A 16968-nucleotide genomic window follows, 5' to 3' on the forward strand; every position below is an offset into this window, starting at 1 on the left:
AGAAGCGCGCAACTTGCCGCAAGCGGGGGAGAAGATCAAGCGCAGGAAAAATGCACGTGCCTACCCGTGGTAGCGAGTGATGACCGCCTTGTAGTTTCCATGCAGTGAATAGCCGCCGACGACGATGTTTCCGTCGGCCTGCACCGCGACACAGGTGGCGGTATCCAGGCTCGGGCCGAGGCGAGTACGTGTATAACCGCTGCCTTTGCCGAAACGGCGATCGGGAAGGCCGTCGGGCAGGTATCGCCCGACAATGAAGTCTGCTTCGATGCCGCCGATGGTTGCGCCCGCCGTGAGCACACTGCCATCGGGCTGTAACTGCGCGGCATTCCACTGGCAGCCGCTGTGGCCAATCACCAGACGTTGCGGCTGGCCGCCGTTGCAGTGGTTGTCGGGGCGGCCGTTGCTGTGCATCTTGAACGTCAGGCAGTGCATCGGCTCGAGACTGCTGCCGAAACACAAGACGTCGCCGCTGATTTGCTGGACCACTTGACTGACCCGGGCGCCATGCCCGTGCGCCTTGAACGTCAGGAATCCATCCACGGCGAAACTGTCGTCGAGGCGGCCGTCGGCGTGGTAGCGCGCCAGCAAGCCCTCTTCAGGAAAGTTGATCGATCCACCCACCAGCACCCGGCCGTCACCTTGTACCGTCAGGCTGCTGAGCCAGGTATTCATCAGCAGGTGCCGGACCACCACGAAGCCACGGCCATTGAACGAGCAGTCCAGCGAGCCTTCGACATCCAGCCGTATCAACAGGCCCACGTGATCGGCCAGTTCGAAGTGATGGTTGGCCAGAATCAGGATCCGGCCGTCTCGCTGTACGCCCACATCACAGGCTTCAGCGCCCGGCACACCGGGAGGCAGCCAGATATCGCGCATACCGAGGGACAGACCGCCAGGCAAGCGCACGACGCGGCGGCCATTGTCGCCAAAGCTTCGAACCAGGCGACCCTCTTGATCGAACAATGCCAGGCCCGGGAGCGTGCGGTGTGCGTTATCGTATTGCAGGCCGGCCAACAGGATATTGCCATCGGGCATGAGCAGAACCTTGGCGCCCATGGCTTCGAACCCGGGTTCGAATTGCCCGATGACGCTGCCTTGCCTGCCGAACGCAAGGTCTGCCGAACCATCCTCCAGCAAGCGGGCCAGGCCAAAGCGGCTGCCGTCGGCCGTGGCGACCTTTGCCGCCACCAGCATACGGCCCCGGGCATCGATTGCGACGTCGTTGGCCATGCTCGAAAGGCTGTCGGCGAAATACACCTGGGTTTTGCCGTTGCCTGCAAACGTCGTATCGAGAGTGCCTGCTGTGGTCCGGACGGCGGAGCAGGCAATGGCGGACTGGATTGACATGAACCGCATCTCCTTGCGAGTCGTCCTGATCCAGAAGTTTGGTGGCGACTTTGTAAGGAGAATATTCAATCCCTGAATGGGGAGATGCACAACTGTAAGAACTAACAGACGGAGAGTCGCTGTGTGCCACAACAGTGTCTTTTCGAACCAATGGCAAGCCTGCAAAGTATAGGGTGCACAAAAGTTCAAACTAACGGGGCAATGAGTGCGAATGAGCGAGAACGATCAGCCTAACTAAAGACAGGGAAGGGCGCGGATTACCCCGGAGTAATCCGCAAAACGATTAGTGCGGCATCGACCACGACTGCAGCGTGTAACCTTCCTGGCTCAATTCGGCACGGGCCTGTTCCAGCAGCAGTTCGAGTTGTGCAGGATCGGAATAAGCGCTGCTTGGGATCTGCTTGCGGCCAATGCTGGTGCTGGTGCGGTCGATAACGGTCAGGCTGAGTTCGCCATTACCGTCTTGTGGAGCCCAGGCCACGCATTTGAATGGTTTAAATGCGCGGTCGGCAATCAAAAGTGCTTCGTTGATACGGAGCGGGGCGTTCATAGGGTCTTCTCTCTGTGTGCCCAATCAAGTGATGTGCCGTCGGTTGGGCTTACCGTTCGGCTGGTTACTTGTACTGATGCCCGCAACCGGGGTTCGGGTCACACACAATCAAAAGAAATTTCGACTTTATTTCACAGACTCAAGAATGAACCCGGCATTGAAAGCTGAATGAAAGAAAAGAGTCGTTAGGTAACTATCAAACTCGCTTCTTATAACTGGATGTATCGCAATCCTATAGTCAAACGGTACAAGGGGCTGTCAAGTTCTTGCTAATGTTACAGTCAGGTCCGCCAAATGATTGTTTTTAATAAATTTTCTAAATTTTGGCGCCAAGGAACAGTCATGAGCGATGTGCCAGCTTCACGACGTCTATTAGTGGTGGACCCCTGTGACGATTGTTATCGTCTGCTCCCTGGATTGCGCGAAATCGGTTGGGACGTTGACAGCTGCACGCTGGAGCACGCCGCTGAGCGAACCTGTGACGTGGGCCTGATACGCCTGCAGCCGTATCACCTTGAGCACCCGGAGCCCGTCAAGGAATTGATCGGGCGCAGTGGCGCAGAGTGGATAGCCGTACTCAATCAGGAAGTGCTGCGACTGAAAAATGTCGGCGACTTTGTCTGTGAGTGGTTTTTTGACTTTCATACCTTGCCATTCGATGTGTCCAGGGTTCAGGTCACGCTGGGCCGGGCATTTGGCATGGTGCGGTTGCGTGGGCAGGGTACGGTGCATGTTGACCAGCCCGAGCACGAATTGCTCGGCGACAGCAAACCTGTGCGAGAACTGCGAAAACTGTTGAGCAAACTGGCTCCGACCGAATCTCCGGTATTGATTCGCGGTGAAAGCGGCACTGGCAAGGAATTGGTCGCACGAACCCTGCATCGCCTGTCCCAGCGTCACAGCAAACCCTTCATCGCGATCAATTGTGGTGCGATCCCCGAACACTTGATCCAGTCCGAGTTGTTCGGCCATGAGAAGGGCGCATTTACCGGCGCACATCAACGCAAGGTCGGACGAATAGAAGCCGCTAACGGTGGCACCCTGTTTCTCGACGAGATCGGTGACCTGCCACTGGAGTTACAGGCCAACCTGCTGCGGTTCCTCCAGGAAAAACACATCGAGCGGGTGGGCGGCAGTCAGCCGATTCCGGTCGATGTGCGGGTGCTGGCGGCGACGAATGTCGACCTTGAAGCCGCTATCGCGAAGAAACGCTTTCGCGAAGACTTGTATTACCGCCTGAACGTACTGCAAGTGCTGACCGTTCCGCTGCGCGAGCGCCATGGGGACTTGTCGATGCTGGCTAATCACTTTTCCCATTTCTACAGCCATGAAACCGGACGTCGTCCCCGCAGTTTCAGTGAAGACGCCTTGATTGCCATGGGCAAACACGACTGGCCAGGCAATGTTCGTGAGCTGGCCAATCGCGTTCGCCGCGGACTGGTATTGGCCGAAGGCCGGCAGATCGAGGCCCGCGACCTGGGGTTGATCAGTCAGCATACAATTGCCGCGCCGATGGGCACCCTCGAAGAATACAAGACCCGGGCCGAACGCCAGGCGTTGTGCGATGTATTGAACCGCCACAGCGATAACCTGAGTGTCGCCGCCAAAGTGTTGGGCGTGTCACGTCCGACGTTCTACCGGTTGCTGCACAAGCATCAGATTCGTTGAATTCCCGCTTCGAACAAAAAGACCGCTGCAATGAAAATTGCGGGCGCGGCGCACTTGAGTCCATCGCCAGCAAGCCTTTGTAGGAGCTGGCCTGCCAGCGATGGTCGTTAACGATAACGCGGGTGAACCTGGATAAACGCGGCGCACTGAAGTCCTTCGCCAGCAGGCTGGCTCCTACAGTTTCAGCGTGGGCACGGTCCTTTGTAGGAGCTGGCCTGCCAGCGATGGTCGTTAACGATAACGCGGGTGAACCTGGATAAACGCGGCGCACTGGAGTCCATCGCCAGCAGGCTGGCTCCTACAGTTCCAGCGTTGGCAGGGTCCCCTGTGGGAGCTGGCCTGCCAGCGATGGTCGTTAACGATGACGCGGGTGAACCTGGATAAACGCGGCGCGCTTGCGTCCATCGCCAGCAGGCTGGCTCCTACGGTTTCCCGGGATTGCGTGAAGAGCCTTTCTGGTTCGGGTCAGAAGTAGTAAGGGAATTTCAGGCTGAACTGGAAGTCCGGGGCGTCGTCCGTCAGGCCGATGGACAGGTTGGGTACGATGGTCAGCCTGTCGGTGGCCGCAATGGTCATGCCGATGTTGAAGTAACCCGCGTTGGCATCGCTGGACACCACCGATTGCCAATCCCCGCCATCTTCCTTGAGCTGGCTTTTGCGTTGCACCAGGTCTGAGACCGAGAACGACATGCTCATCTTTTCGTTCAAGGCGAACGCAATGCCGGCGCCAATCTGGAAACTGTCGCCAATACGTACTTTGCCCGGCGTCTTGAGCGCCGGGTTGGAGCTGATGTCGTCGAAGGACTCTTCCAGGTTGTGCGTGTACGACAGGCTGCCGAACAGCACTGCCGGATCGAAGGTCTTGACCAGAGAGATCCCCGGCGTAATCGACCAGACGCCGTTACCGGTCGGCAAGGACTCAGGCACGGCCAGGTTGGAATTGGCGTCCACCCGAACCAGCTTGATGCCGAACGGGTCTTTGCCGGTCGGTGCCTTGACGCGCAAGGTCAGCACGGCATCCGGCGTGTTGGCCGACTCATCGAGGAATTTGTAGGCGATGCCGAAGTTGACGTCGCCAATGGTCGGGTCTTCCTTGACGGTGTCTTCGGTGGTGACGTTGGCGGCGCCGCTATTGCCGCCACCGGACTGGTAGGTGGACTGGCGGTAGACCACCGGCACGTTCAGGTCGAACTGCCAGCGATTGTTGAAGTTGTAGCGGCCGGTGAGGTCCAGCGTCCAGGTGTCGGCCTTGATCCGGTCCAGGTTGATGGCACCGAGAAAGATCGAGTCCAGGGCGAGAAAACCATTGAGGACCAGTTGGCGGGTATCGTATCGGGAGTAGGTTATCCCGGTTTCGACGCTGAACTTGCCACCGCCGAAGAACCCGCTGGCCTCGTCATACAGGTTTGAAACGCTTTGCGCCGGTTGTGAGTCATCGGCCAGCGATTGCCCATACGAACTGCCGCTGCCCCCGGCGACCCCCCCTGAAGCCGCCGCGGCACCGGTGCCGTTGGCGACGTTTGGATTGCCCTTCAGGTCCGCCGGCGACTTGGCCAGGCGTTTGGGCGGGGGTGGAGCGGGCTGTTCTTCAACCTGGCGGACCCGTTGTTCGAGAACCGCCAGGGCTTTCTGCTGGACTTCGTATCGTTGTTTCAACTCCAGAAGCTCTCGTTTGAGAGCCTCCAGTTCCGGGTCAGGTGCTGCCTGCACCATCGCCACCGGGAGTAGAGAGCACAAGCATACAACTGCACGCAGTGATACCGATCGGTACATGAAAAAGCCGTCCATTTGTGCCCAATGGTCGTGACTTAGCGTAGCTCAATACCCCAAGGTCCGTAATGCAGTGAGTTGGTTCAGGTTGTAGCCCAATGCACCAGCACTCGGTTTTTTATTGTCGAGCACGACGCTGAGTCGGGTCATGTTGTTGACCACATTGCTGTTGCCCAGCAACCGGGTGTCTTGCAGTAACCCGCCTTGGGCGACTTGTTGCAGGCTTGAGCCCTGGTTGTTGTTGGCGGTAATGGCCACCTGAACGCCGCCGCCGGTAGCGGACACGGCGACACTGCCTGCAGCATTGCTGCCGGTGATGGTTTGACCGGCTGTCAGCGCCTGGCCCCGGCGGTTCTGCACCGGTGCAGGGGCCGTGCTGGCCTCTTTGACGTTGATGGCGATCTTGTTGTTTGAACTGTTGCCATCGCCCGCAGCCCGTGTGACCTGGGTGATGCCCTGAGAAGTGCTCAGTCCGGCGCCACCCGTTACACGACCGCTACCCGAATTGGGCGAACCGCCTTTACCGCTGTGTTTGATGGTTGAAACGTAGAACTCGGGCTTGACCGTTGAGGCTTGAAGTCGCATCGAGGTGGTTGCCCCGATCAGATCACCACTGGCGTTGCGCCAGGTACTGCTCATGACAACACCGAAGCTGATGATCCGCCCCGGCATCACATACCGGCCACGCAACTCGGCCAGTTCCTGGTCCTTGATTTCGATGGGTCTGAACTCATCAGCAAAACCTGAAGTGGTCGCTGCCAGACAGGCAGTGACCACCCAATACGAGGTTTTCATTTGCTGCTCCCGGAGCATCCTGCCCCCAGTTATCTTGTTGGCGATTAAAAGAAGTCGCTCTGTATGAAACCAAATTCCATCAATTCAGCATCTTTGACCGGGTTGAAATTATCCATCTTGTTCTTGGCAGTCAGCGGTTCCGGAGGACTGCGTAACGCGTTGGTCTTGTCGTAACCGGGACCGATGATAGCGAAGACAATGCCATTCCAGCCTTTGACAAAGTCATCATGGGAGTAGCGTTTGTGACCGAGCACCGGGTCGCCTATGTAGACCCAGTTCTTGTCCGCCCGCTGCAACACCACGAAGTGCTTGTAGCCGCGAATGTCCATCAGTACTACCACCGGAATCGTCACGGCATCGAGTCGTTCAGGCGGGATCTTGTAGCCCCGGGCGCGCATGCCGATGCTTTCTATGTAGCGCTTCATGTCCAGCATGGAAAAACCCTGGGTACGGACCAGGTCCTGGTCGGCGAAGACCAGCATGCCCTTGATGATGTGCTCCTCATCGACGTCGAGCCAATAGGCCTGGCGCAGTATCGTTGCCAGCGCGGCGGCGCCGCAGCTGAAATCGGTTTTTTGTTCGACGATGTCGCTGAACTTGCGCTCACGCAAACTCTGTACGTGCTTGTACACCAGCACGCCACCCGGCAGGGCGGCAACCGGCATCTGTGCAGCCTGGGTCAGGCCAGACAGGCAGAGCAGGGCGAAAAGGGCCGTCTTACGCATGGGCGATACGCCTTCAGACCGAGGAAAAGCGCCGTCGCCGAGGCTCTTTCATGGCGGTCGCGACTATGGACATGATTTGCAGCCTGCGGCGATGGACAGCGAGTTGCTTTGCTGGTTGCCGACGCCGGACGATACGTTGGCTCCGCCGTTGCCGGAGAAGTTGTTCATCGAGCCCGTGATCGAAGCATTGTTGGTTACAGGAGGTCTCCAGCCTTCCGGCGTCACCACTTGTTGAGTGGTTATGCCGGACAGACCGAGTACACCTACGGGTACGAACTCAGGCCTGGCGTTGTTGGTGACTTTGAGCCCGGACGTGCTTTGGTTGGCCGCCGCGGCGGCGACTGCTACACGGCCGCCCGAAACGGCAATCGCCAGGTTGTTTTTCTGTTGGTTGAAGTCACCGGTGGTCACGTTGATGCCGATGTTGCCGGAACCGCTGTTGCCAGCGTTGTTGAGCGTTGTGTTGTTGGTATTGGAGTGGTTCCTGGCGGTGTTGCCGGTGCTCTTCTGAGTCGCGCTGGAGACGGTGACGGCGGAGCCGAAGATGAAGGCTTCGTCCGCCGTGGCAAGGGCGGCGGCGTTGTCTTGCTGGTTGCCGTTACCGGCTGCAACGTTGGCGCCCATGTTGCCGTTGGAGCTGTTCAGGGAGTTATCGATTCTGGCGTCGTTCTGGGTGCCCCGATTCACTACCCCGCTGTCACTGCTTTCCTGCGAGTCCAGCACGGCGGCCCCGGCGCCTGAGGTAATCTGCAGAATCTGATCCAGCGACGGGCCATCAGGCGGTGGGTTGCTGCCCTGTCCATTGCCCTGCACGGGATCAGCAGCCTGGGCTGCAAATGCCATCACTGCTGCCAGGGCGAAAGCCAGTGGTTTGAGAGCAGTTGTCGGGTTCATGGTGATTCTCCGTGCTCATTAGTTGTTCAAGTGTTGGTACTTCCCCATTCGCACTGTATCGGGGTCAGTCAGAGACCCGGATACTCAGGGTGTTAGCCATTCGGTTCCCCACCCCGGCACTCTGGTTCACCTGGATCACGCCCCGGCTGCCGGTGAAGGCCTGGTCGCTTGTCACGACCTGGCGACTGCCGATTGGGGTGCCAGTTGCTCCCGAGTTCGGTAGCAACGCCACGTTCTGTTGAGAAAGAGCACTGTCGTCGATGGCTTGCGGTGCCGCGCCGATGCTGATGCGCAGGGCGTTGGCCATCTGGTTGTTCGCCCCGGCACTCTGGTTGACACCCAGTACGCCGTTGCCATTACTGAAAGAGGTGCCGCCGATAGTGGCCGTCGCATCCATCGACGGATTGGCCGGCGTGGTGATTCTCTGCCTGACACTGGTGGTCGCACCGGCTTCGGTACCAATGGCGATCGCGCGGACGTTGGCCTGTTGCTGTTGATCGCCGGCCGCCTGGTTGACGCTGAAGTTGCCTCGGTATTGAGTACCGGAATCCTGGAGGGTGGCGTTGTTCACCGAACTGACGCCCGAATCGGCCATCACGCTGGTGCAGCCGAGCAGGGCAAGTAACAGGGCAGGTAAGAGAAGGGAGTGATCCATCTCATTGCCCCCCCGCCATTCTGCCCAGTGGGCTGAGGCCGGTGCTCAAGGCACGGTTGATGGTTCCGGAAATCGCGCCGCCGCTGCCGCCGCCGTGGCCGACGGACATGCCAGGCAAACCGTTGGGGTTGGTGATGACATTCAGGCCGTGCATGCTGCCCGGGTTTTGCCCGTAGCTGTTATGAGGGGTTGTTCCGGTGGTTACCCCGGCGATATCGGCGTCGCTGAGTTCGCCGGTGACGCGGGCAGAAGGGTTGGCACTGATGGTGGCCGGGTTCGGATCTCTGCCGCCGCTACGACCGATGAGCGTTGAGTGAACGGTACGATCAAGCACGATGACACCGTTGCCTTCGGCTTGAACGTTGAAACTGAGTACAGTGCCGGCAGCGCTCGCGATCACCAGGAGGCACATCAAGCCTTTTGTTTTGAATATCTCCACGACATTCATTCCTTCATTTGTAAGCTGGCCCCGGTCAGCTGTGTGAGGAATACAGCGAAAGCTGTGCCGCCTTTTGAATATCAAGTTGATTCAATGGTTTACAGAATTGGCTCGGGAACCCTTTGTCGAGGATGTACCAACGGTGAGACAAAACCCTGCGCAGGCGACCCGTAATTGCGGACAAACCCCTCTGGAGCAAGGGTTATAGCGTTGTTGTAACAAGGCCTTGACACATCCGGTGAGCAAACGATGAGGGGCGTTGAAATGGGTAGTTTCAGGCAGGGAGGTTGTTTCAGGATCGGACACTTTCCCCCCCACAGCAGGGGGAGGATGGGGAAATTGCCCCAAACGCCGGTCAGGCGCCGAGCAATCGGGTCACGGCGCTCAGTGCCTGGATTCGGCGTTCTGCCCAATCTCCGTGCAGCACTTGAACCGGTTGTGCGTGGCGTTCAAGCCAGGCCAGGGTCTGGTCGAAAAATGCCTGGCGCTGACTCAATCGGGGCTGGCAACGCTGGCCGTCGTCCGTCCACTCGACGTGCTCCGGTGACAGCAGCAGGTGCAAGTCGTAATGCCGGGCCAGAAGTGCTTGTTCAATCCAGGCGGGGCAATCGCCGAACAGGGTCTGGCTCCAGAGGATATTGCTCAGCAGGTGCGTGTCGAGGATGAGCAAAGATGGTTGTTGCGCCCGAGCCTGGTCTTCCCATGCCAGTTGACCGCGGGCGATGGGTGTAATGTCGGCCAAGGTGGTGTCCCGCGGATTCTGCTCGATGAACCAGCGCACGTACTCGTCCACCAGCATCCCGCCAAAACGCTGTTGCAACTCGGCCGCCAGCCAGCTTTTACCGCTGGATTCAGGCCCTGTGAGGACCAGGACTTTCATGCGTGCAATGCCGGATCGGCACGCCATTCGCGCCAGCCCTGTACGGCGATGACGGCGAACAACCCGTACAGGGTGGCGGTCAGGTACAGGCCTTTATAGACGAACAACCCGACGAATATCACATCCAGGGCGATCCACAACGGCCAGCACTGGACACGTTTTTGCGCCATCCAGACCTGCGCCACCAGGCTGAACCCGGTCAGCGCCGCATCAAGCCAGGGTTGGGCAGCGTCCGTCCAGTTGGCCATGGCCGCGCCCAGCAACAGACTGCCGACTGCACCAATGGCCAGGCTCAACACCAGGGTTCGAGCGTCGAGGCGACTGACTTCGCGGCCATGGGTCGTGTCGCCACCCCGTGTCCACTGCCACCAGCCGTAAAGCTGCAAGGCGGCATAGACGACTTGCAGCAGCATGTCGGAATACAGCTTCACCTCAAAAAAGATCCAACTGTAGAGCAGCACCATGACCAGGCCGATAGGCCAGCACCAGGGGTTCTGTTTGACCGTCAGCCAGACGGCAATGACACCGAGGGCGGCGGCAAACAGTTCAAGCCCGGACATGGAGATACCTTGGGGAAGTCGAAGAGGGGCGGATTGTAACCGCCGATCGGACTTGTCTGATAGGATTTCGCCCCCCGCACGGGTAAAGCTGATTCAAGGTGGTTTTTTTCACAGGATTTTAACGGTTCTGTGGTGATCCTTGATGCGCGGGACCTCAGCGACGCTGAGCGCAATCAAAGCATTTGAAAAAATATTATCGGGGCATGCCGGCGTGCATAGCCTTTTGGGGGATTGATGGATCTTTGGACCGCCTTTCAGGCATTGATTCTTGGGGTTGTAGAAGGGCTGACCGAGTTCCTGCCCATTTCCAGTACCGGCCACCAGATCATCGTGGCCGATTTGCTCGGCTTCGGGGGCGAGCGGGCGATGGCGTTCAACATCATCATTCAGCTGGGTGCCATCCTGGCGGTGGTATGGGAGTTTCGACGCAAGATATTTGACGTGGTCATCGGTCTGCCAACCCAGCCGGGTGCCCGGCGGTTTACCGCAAACCTGTTGATCGCGTTCTTGCCGGCTGTGGTGTTGGGTGTGATCTTCGCCGACCTGATCCACCATTACCTGTTCAATCCGATCACTGTGGCAACGGCGCTGGTCGTGGGCGGGATCGTCATGTTGTGGGCCGAGCGCCGCCAGCATGAAGTACACGCCGAATCCGTGGATGACATCACCTGGAAAGATGCCTTGAAAGTCGGCTTCGCCCAATGCCTGGCGATGATTCCGGGCACTTCGCGTTCGGGCTCGACGATCATCGGTGGTTTGCTGTTCGGCCTGTCGCGCAAGACCGCTACCGAGTTCTCGTTCTTCCTGGCGATGCCCACCATGGTCGGCGCGGCGGTGTACTCGGGCTACAAGTACCGTGAGCTGTTTGTCCCGGCGGATTTCCCGGTGTTCGCCGTCGGCTTCGTCACGGCGTTCATTTTTGCGATGATCGCGGTCCGCGGGCTGCTCAAGTTCATTGCCAACCACAGCTATGCGGCGTTTGCCTGGTATCGCATTGTGTTCGGCCTGATCATCCTGGCGACCTGGCAGTTCGGCTGGGTCGACTGGAGCGCGGCCAAGCCGTGAGTGACTCGCGCTCGCGCAACAACCCCGGACGCCCGTCCGGGGGACAGATCCGCCATTCACGGCTGAAGTGGCTGGTGTTTGCAATCCTGTGCGCGTTGCCGCTGTCGGGTTCGCTGTCGTCATGGCTGCACGGGGAGTCGCTGATTCCCCTCGCGGCCTACGGCATCGTCAGCGTCGTGACGTTTTTCCTGTACTGGAGCGACAAGCGCAAGGCGCGCGCCGAGCAATGGCGTACGCCGGAGAATGTCTTGCATGCACTGGAGCTCGCCGGCGGCTGGCCCGGTGCGTTGCTGGCCCAGCAGGCGTTTCGCCACAAAACCCGCAAAGTCTCGTACCAGTTGGTGTTCTGGATCATCGTGCTGTTGCACCAGGTGTTCTGGATCGATCACCTGTTTCTCGGCGCACATGTGTTCGCCTTGACCCGATAAACAACGCCCTACAGCAACAGTCCGACTTGAGTGCGCTTGGGCAGTCTGCTCACCACCAATTGGTGGGAGCGCTGCAGCAAGCCCTGCAATTCCTCGCTGCCTAGCGGGTAGGGCGTTTGCATGATGATCCACTGGGCGCGGGCCAGATACGGCGCCGGGTGAATGCCCGGGCGGTCGCAATGACCGAGAAACAGATCCTTGTCGACCTTGAAGGCCAGGGAATCACCCCTCAGGCCCTGCAAGGCGAACATCTTGTTCCCCGCAATCGAAAACACCCGCACACCTCCCCATTTGTAATCTTCCCGAGCACCGGGCAGGGCGAGGCAGAACTTCGCGACATCCTCTTCGCTCATCCGTCCAGCTTTCATAACAAACGTTCCCCACAGGCATTGAAGGATTCGACCAGGTGGTCAATCCAGGCACGTACCGCCGGCATCACCCCGCGTCGATGAGGATAGACCGCTTGCAGCCAGCCACCGGGCAGCGACCACTCGGGCAATAACTGCACCAGCGAGCCGTCTTCCAGCTCCTGTTCGCAATACATCATGGGCAGCATCGTAAAGCCGAGGCCGGAAAGGGTGCTGGCCTTGCGCACGATAAAGTCATCGATGCCCAGCCGGGCCTCGAGCGCGAGTTCACAACTCTTGCCCTGTTGATCCAGCATGCGGATGTGCACCATGCGGTCGGCTTCCAGTGCGCCGAGCACCGGCAGGCTTTTCAGACCTTCGGGGTGATTGATCTCACGACCTTTGAGAAAACCGGGGCTGGCGACCATCACCATCTGCGCCTGACGCAGGCGGCGGGTGACCAGCAGCGGGTCTTCGTCGCCCAGCTCCCGCACGCGCAGGGCAACGTCAATGCCTTCGTTCACCAGGTCAACCCGGCGGTTGAGCAGCATGACCTCCAGCTGGACTTGCGGAAAGCGCTCGAGAAAGTCGCTGATCACCCCCGGTAATATTTCGTGGGCCAACCCGACCGGGCAGGACACCCGCAAACGCCCGCGGGGCTCACTGGACATGCTGGCCACGGCCTCGTCGGCCATTTCCGCTTCCAGCAGCATCGCCTGGCAGTGCCTGAGGTAGCGTTCACCCACGGCGGTCAGTTTCAGCTGTCGGGTGGTGCGTTGCAGCAAGCGTGCACCCAGGCGTTCTTCCAGTTCGGCGATGCGCCGCGACAGTCGGGACTTGGGGATGCCCAGCAAGCGTCCGGCTGCCGCGAATCCCCCGGCTTCCACGACTTTGGCGAAGTAATACAGGTCGTTGAGGTCTTGCATGATGTGAATCCGACTGTTCTATCTGTGGGACGAACTATCGCATTGTTGCCGACTAATCAGCTATTGGTTTCGTCTGTAGGATTAGTCCCATCAGATCGCCCTTGTGGGCGATCCTCACTTGGAGATCCCACATGAAACTGCTGCATATCGATTCGAGCATCCTGGGCGACAACTCGGCTTCCCGTCAGTTGAGCGGTGAAGTCGTCAAGGCCTGGCAAGCCGCCGAGCCGACCGCTGTAGTGACCTACCGCGACCTGGCCGCTGACGCCATCAGCCATTTCTCTTCCACTACCCTGGTCGCCGCCGGCACCACCGCTGAACTGCGCAACGCCGCACAACAGCACGAAGCCGAACTGAGCGCCTCGACCCTGGCCGAATTCCTGGCCGCCGATGCCGTGGTGATTGCCGCACCGATGTACAACTTCACCATCCCGACTCAGTTGAAGGCCTGGATCGACCGCATCGCTGTAGCCGGCCAGACCTTCCGCTACACCGAAGCCGGCCCTGAAGGCCTGTGTGGCGGCAAGAAAGTGGTGATCGTTTCGACTTCCGGCGGTATGCACGCCGGCCAGGCAACCGGTGTTGCCCATGAGGAATACTTGAAGTTGCTGTTCGGTTTCATCGGTATCACCGACATCGAAATCGTCCGCGCCGAAGGCCTGGCTTACGGTGACGACGTCCGCAGCAAAGCCATGAGCGCTGCTCATACGCAAATCAGCGAGCAGTTGTTCGCCGCCGCGTAAGGCTTGCGTAAAAGTTCGCAACCGTTCAGGTAAAGCCCAAAAAACTCTGTATTCTGGTTACGCAAGTACCAGCTACGGAGTTTTTTGTTTCTGGTTGTTTCAGGGTGTGGCCCGACTTATGCAGTCCAGGGTGTACGTCTCAAGTCCGGTAACAAGGTGGGGCATCCCATGGTGCGTCTTTGTGCAACTTTGCTGATTTGCCTGCTCAGCAGCCTGAATACAGTGCACGCCGCGCCTGCACCGCATCCGCACTGGAGCGTCGGCTTCCACGAGATGACTTTTCTCGACCCACTGGACCTGCAGCCGATGCGCGCCATCGCCTTCTATCCTTCCAGTGATTGGGAGCACACCAGCAAACTCGAGGGTTACACCGTCGAAGCCGGGGAGGACACCAAGGTCGCGATAGGCCGCTTCCCGATGCTGATGCTGTCCCACGGCAACACCGGAACCCCCCTGGCCTTGCACGACCTCGCCACCTCGCTGGCACGCAAAGGTTTCGTCGTGGTGGCGGTGATCCACCCCGGTGACAACTCCAGGGACCACAGCCGCCTCGGTACTTTGAGTAACCTGTACGGCCGGCCGATCCAGATTTCCGAAGCCATCACCGCCACCCTGGGCGACCGCATGCTGTCCCCCTTCGTCAACGCCGATCAGGTCGGCGTCATCGGTTATTCGGCCGGGGGCGAGACCGCATTGATTCTGTCCGGCGCCACGCCGGACCTGGATCGCCTGCGCCGTTACTGCCAGGAACGTCCGGACGACCGCGATGCCTGCAACACTCAGGGTGAATTGATTGTCGACCGCGACGACCTGCAGCCGGTGGCGGACCCACGCGTGCACGCCTTGATGCTGATGGCGCCGCTGAGCCTGAAGTTCGGTCGCCACACCCTGGCCGATGTGCACGTGCCGGTGCTGCTTTACAGCGGTGATGGCGACAAGCTGGTGGCAGTCGACAAAAACGCCGCGGCGCTGGCGCGCAAACTGCCGACGGCGCCTGACTTCAAGTTACTGGCGGGGGCAGGGCACTTCGTCTTCATGGCGCCGTGCAATGACGAGCAGATAGCGATCATGCCCGCGCTGTGTACCGATGCCGATGGCGTCGATCGGCAAGACATTCATCGCAACCTGATCTCTGAAGCCGGAAACTTCTTCTCGCGCACCCTGGGCCGGGCGACCCGGGCGGGAATGCAGACCGCCGATCAATGAACGCAGGATCGGCGGATTTCATTAACCGTTACTTGTTGGCCAACGCTGTTTCCAGTGTTTTAACTCTGGCATCAAGTTCGCGAACAGACTCGATAAGCGGCGCTACCAGTTTTTGATAGTCCACTTGCAGGTGTTCGCCATCGGTGCGCACTAACTGTGGATAAACCTTTTGTACGTCCTGAGCAATCAAACCAACATCGGCCTGGTTGTTTTGTTTCCAGTTAAATGTAACTCCGTGAAGTTTCAGGAGGGTTTCCGTTGGATTTTCAAGGCGTTTCACATCGGTTTTCAGTCGCTCGTCGCTGAATGGGCAGCACTCGTCACCCGGTCCCGGCGGGTCGCCGATGTCCCAGCATTGACCGTTATGACAGATTTGCTGTATCGAGCTTTCCGCATGGGCAGTGGAAGAAAGTGAAAGAACCATTGCCGGGGCAAGAAAAGCTAAAGGCAGTATACGCACTTTTGGTACATCCTGATTTTCGACTTGATGAGAAAATAGCGCGCCGGATTTTGTCAAGATTTACTGCCGAAACAATGCTGGCACTCTAACTAATCGATTCTGGATGTTGCATTTAAGTTGTAGTCTGAAACAATTTAGTCTTTATTGTTACTGGGATGTTCAATTGGTTCTGTGTCGGGCCTGACGAGACAGCATCAGTGTCAAACAAAGTCCGGTTACCGACAACAACGCCGCACTGAAGAAAATCCACGAATACCCCATGTTCAATGCAATCGCGCCCATCAACGGGCCGGCAATCGCCAGCGCCAGGTCGAAAAACACCGCATAGGCACTCAATCCGGCACCCCGACTGGAATTGGGCACCTGTTTGATGGCCTCGACGCCCAGCGCCGGGTACACCAGCGACAGGCCGAAGCCGGTCAGGCCGGCGCCAATCAGTGCGTACCCGGTCGACGGTGCCAGCCACAGCAGCACCAGGCCCACTGTCTCGATGCACATGCAGGCAATGGCGCAGGTGAACCCGCCGAACCGGTTGATGGCGGAAATGAACAGCAGCCGCGACAGAATGAAACAGACCCCGAATACGGTCAGGCAATAGGCGGCACCGGTCCAGCCGCGATTGACGTAATACAGGGTGATAAAGGTCGTCAGGGTGCCGTAGCCGATGGAAGCCAGGCTCAGGCTCGCGCCAAACGGCGCAATGCGCCCGAACACTGCCCAAAACGGCAAGCGTTCACCGCGTACCACCGGCACCGAGGGCTTGTTGCGAATCAGCAACAATGCCGCCAGGGCCAGCAGCGACAGGGCGATGCCCAGGCTGGCGAAACCGAGTTGTTGCACCATGACCACGCCCAGCGGCGCACCAATGGCAATCGCACCATAAGAGGCGATGCCGTTCCAGGAAATCGACCGCGCGGTGTGCTCGGCGCCCACCTGACCCATGCACCAACTGATGGTGCCGACGCCGATCAAGCCTTGGGCTATGCCCAGCAACAAGCGCCCGGCGATCAGGATCAGCAGGCTGAGCAACGGCAAACCTTGCAACAGGGTCGACAGCAGCGTCAGCACGCCACTGAGCACAATCCCGGACAAGCCATAGATGATCGCCCGCTTGGTGCCGACGCTGTCCGACATGCGCCCGGCCATGGGGCGACTGAGCAGGGTGGCGAGGTATTGCGAGCCGATGGTCAGCCCGGCCACGATGGCACTGAACCCCAGTTGCTCGTGGACATAACCCGGCAATACCGCAATCGGCAAACCGATGCAGAGGAAGGCAATAAAGGTATAGAACACGATGGAGACGATCTGCAGGGTGATCGCCATGGAGCTTTGCGGGGGCACTTGCTGCACAGACATGAGGGCTCGTTCGCGGGCGGCGGTGGGAGAACTGCATCATGGCGCGGTGGGGGGATAAAAGAAAGCAGGCTAACTAATTATCGCTGTTCTTGAAGACCTCTTCGCGGGCAAGCCCGCTCCCACATTTGGTTCCTGGTTGTGTCAGCCATTG

Annotated in this window: 19 protein-coding genes; 5 read left to right on the plus strand and 14 right to left on the minus strand. The window is 59.1% G+C overall.

All coding sequences use genetic code 11. The features are described 5' to 3' along the window. Window positions 1–60: 60 nt before the first annotated feature. Together AC07YV_RS09395 and AC07YV_RS09400 are read right to left on the minus strand one after the other, a co-directional pair. The gene (locus AC07YV_RS09395; RefSeq protein WP_102700758.1) at window positions 61–1350 is read right to left on the minus strand and encodes an NHL repeat-containing protein; all 1290 of its coding nucleotides are present in this window, start codon (window positions 1348–1350) and stop codon (window positions 61–63) included. A 283-nt stretch (window positions 1351–1633) separates the two neighbouring features. After that, window positions 1634–1900 (minus strand): hypothetical protein, encoded by a 267-nt coding sequence (locus AC07YV_RS09400; RefSeq protein ID WP_007983639.1) that lies wholly within the window; start codon window positions 1898–1900, stop codon window positions 1634–1636. A gap of 342 nt (window positions 1901–2242) precedes the next feature. Here AC07YV_RS09400 and AC07YV_RS09405 point away from each other — a divergent pair, with 342 nt between their 5' ends. Beyond that, complete coding sequence (locus tag AC07YV_RS09405) at window positions 2243–3568, plus strand: sigma-54 dependent transcriptional regulator (protein ID WP_102700757.1); 1326 nt, start codon at window positions 2243–2245, stop codon at window positions 3566–3568. Window positions 3569–4033: 465 nt separating this feature from the next. On the opposite strand, the gene fapF is transcribed toward AC07YV_RS09405, so the two are convergent. The 8 genes from fapF to pnuC form a co-directional block, all read right to left on the minus strand. Continuing rightward, on the minus strand, window positions 4034–5341 hold the full coding sequence (gene fapF / locus AC07YV_RS09410) for a fibril amyloid transporter FapF (RefSeq protein ID WP_102700807.1): 1308 nt from the start codon (window positions 5339–5341) through the stop codon (window positions 4034–4036). A gap of 45 nt (window positions 5342–5386) precedes the next feature. Further along, window positions 5387–6151 carry a fibril amyloid subunit FapE gene (gene fapE, locus AC07YV_RS09415; RefSeq protein ID WP_102700756.1) on the minus strand — a complete coding sequence of 255 codons (765 nt, stop codon included), beginning with the start codon at window positions 6149–6151 and terminating at the stop codon, window positions 5387–5389. A 26-nt stretch (window positions 6152–6177) separates the two neighbouring features. Then, on the minus strand, window positions 6178–6858 hold the full coding sequence (fapD, locus tag AC07YV_RS09420) for a fibril amyloid maturation endopeptidase FapD (protein ID WP_102700755.1): 681 nt from the start codon (window positions 6856–6858) through the stop codon (window positions 6178–6180). A 63-nt stretch (window positions 6859–6921) separates the two neighbouring features. Next, complete coding sequence (fapC, locus tag AC07YV_RS09425) at window positions 6922–7752, minus strand: amyloid-like fimbrin subunit FapC (protein ID WP_102700754.1); 831 nt, start codon at window positions 7750–7752, stop codon at window positions 6922–6924. Window positions 7753–7816: 64 nt separating this feature from the next. Beyond that, complete coding sequence (fapB, locus tag AC07YV_RS09430; RefSeq protein ID WP_102700753.1) at window positions 7817–8407, minus strand: fibril amyloid subunit FapB; 591 nt, start codon at window positions 8405–8407, stop codon at window positions 7817–7819. 1 nt (window position 8408) lies between these two features. Further along, window positions 8409–8819, minus strand: coding sequence for a functional amyloid chaperone FapA (fapA, locus tag AC07YV_RS09435; RefSeq protein WP_494990281.1), 411 nt, complete (start codon window positions 8817–8819; stop codon window positions 8409–8411). A gap of 382 nt (window positions 8820–9201) precedes the next feature. After that, complete coding sequence (locus AC07YV_RS09440) at window positions 9202–9726, minus strand: AAA family ATPase (protein ID WP_102700751.1); 525 nt, start codon at window positions 9724–9726, stop codon at window positions 9202–9204. Continuing rightward, a complete protein-coding gene (gene pnuC / locus AC07YV_RS09445; protein ID WP_102700750.1) occupies window positions 9723–10286 on the minus strand; it encodes a nicotinamide riboside transporter PnuC in 564 nt (187 codons plus the stop codon). The genes AC07YV_RS09440 and pnuC overlap by 4 nt, the downstream gene beginning before the upstream one ends. 234 nt (window positions 10287–10520) lie before the next feature. On the opposite strand from pnuC, the gene AC07YV_RS09450 reads away from it, so the two are divergent. Further along, entirely contained in the window at window positions 10521–11351 is an 831-nt protein-coding gene (locus AC07YV_RS09450; RefSeq protein WP_102700749.1) for an undecaprenyl-diphosphate phosphatase, read from the plus strand. After that, complete coding sequence (locus tag AC07YV_RS09455) at window positions 11348–11779, plus strand: DUF1294 domain-containing protein (RefSeq protein WP_102700748.1); 432 nt, start codon at window positions 11348–11350, stop codon at window positions 11777–11779. The genes AC07YV_RS09450 and AC07YV_RS09455 overlap by 4 nt, the downstream gene beginning before the upstream one ends. Before the next feature lie 8 nt (window positions 11780–11787). Here AC07YV_RS09455 and AC07YV_RS09460 read toward each other — a convergent pair whose 3' ends face one another. Both AC07YV_RS09460 and AC07YV_RS09465 read right to left on the minus strand, forming a co-directional pair. Further along, the gene (locus AC07YV_RS09460; RefSeq protein WP_102700747.1) at window positions 11788–12147 is read right to left on the minus strand and encodes an MmcQ/YjbR family DNA-binding protein; all 360 of its coding nucleotides are present in this window, start codon (window positions 12145–12147) and stop codon (window positions 11788–11790) included. Continuing rightward, window positions 12144–13052, minus strand: a complete 909-nt coding sequence (locus tag AC07YV_RS09465; protein ID WP_102700746.1) for a LysR substrate-binding domain-containing protein — start codon at window positions 13050–13052, stop codon at window positions 12144–12146. The genes AC07YV_RS09460 and AC07YV_RS09465 overlap by 4 nt, the downstream gene beginning before the upstream one ends. Window positions 13053–13183: 131 nt before the next feature. On the opposite strand from AC07YV_RS09465, the gene AC07YV_RS09470 reads away from it, so the two are divergent. Then, complete coding sequence (locus AC07YV_RS09470) at window positions 13184–13795, plus strand: FMN-dependent NADH-azoreductase (protein WP_102700745.1); 612 nt, start codon at window positions 13184–13186, stop codon at window positions 13793–13795. Window positions 13796–13963: 168 nt separating this feature from the next. Beyond that, complete coding sequence (locus tag AC07YV_RS09475) at window positions 13964–15001, plus strand: alpha/beta hydrolase family protein (protein ID WP_102700744.1); 1038 nt, start codon at window positions 13964–13966, stop codon at window positions 14999–15001. 28 nt (window positions 15002–15029) lie between these two features. Here the strand turns inward: AC07YV_RS09475 and AC07YV_RS09480 are convergent, their stop codons facing one another. Then, on the minus strand, window positions 15030–15518 hold the full coding sequence (locus AC07YV_RS09480; protein WP_494990280.1) for a tail fiber domain-containing protein: 489 nt from the start codon (window positions 15516–15518) through the stop codon (window positions 15030–15032). A 102-nt stretch (window positions 15519–15620) separates the two neighbouring features. Then, a complete protein-coding gene (locus AC07YV_RS09485; RefSeq protein ID WP_102700743.1) occupies window positions 15621–16817 on the minus strand; it encodes an MFS transporter in 1197 nt (398 codons plus the stop codon). Between the last annotated feature and the right edge of the window lie 151 nt (window positions 16818–16968).

This window comes from Pseudomonas sp. GW456-E7 (genome assembly GCF_059424105.1).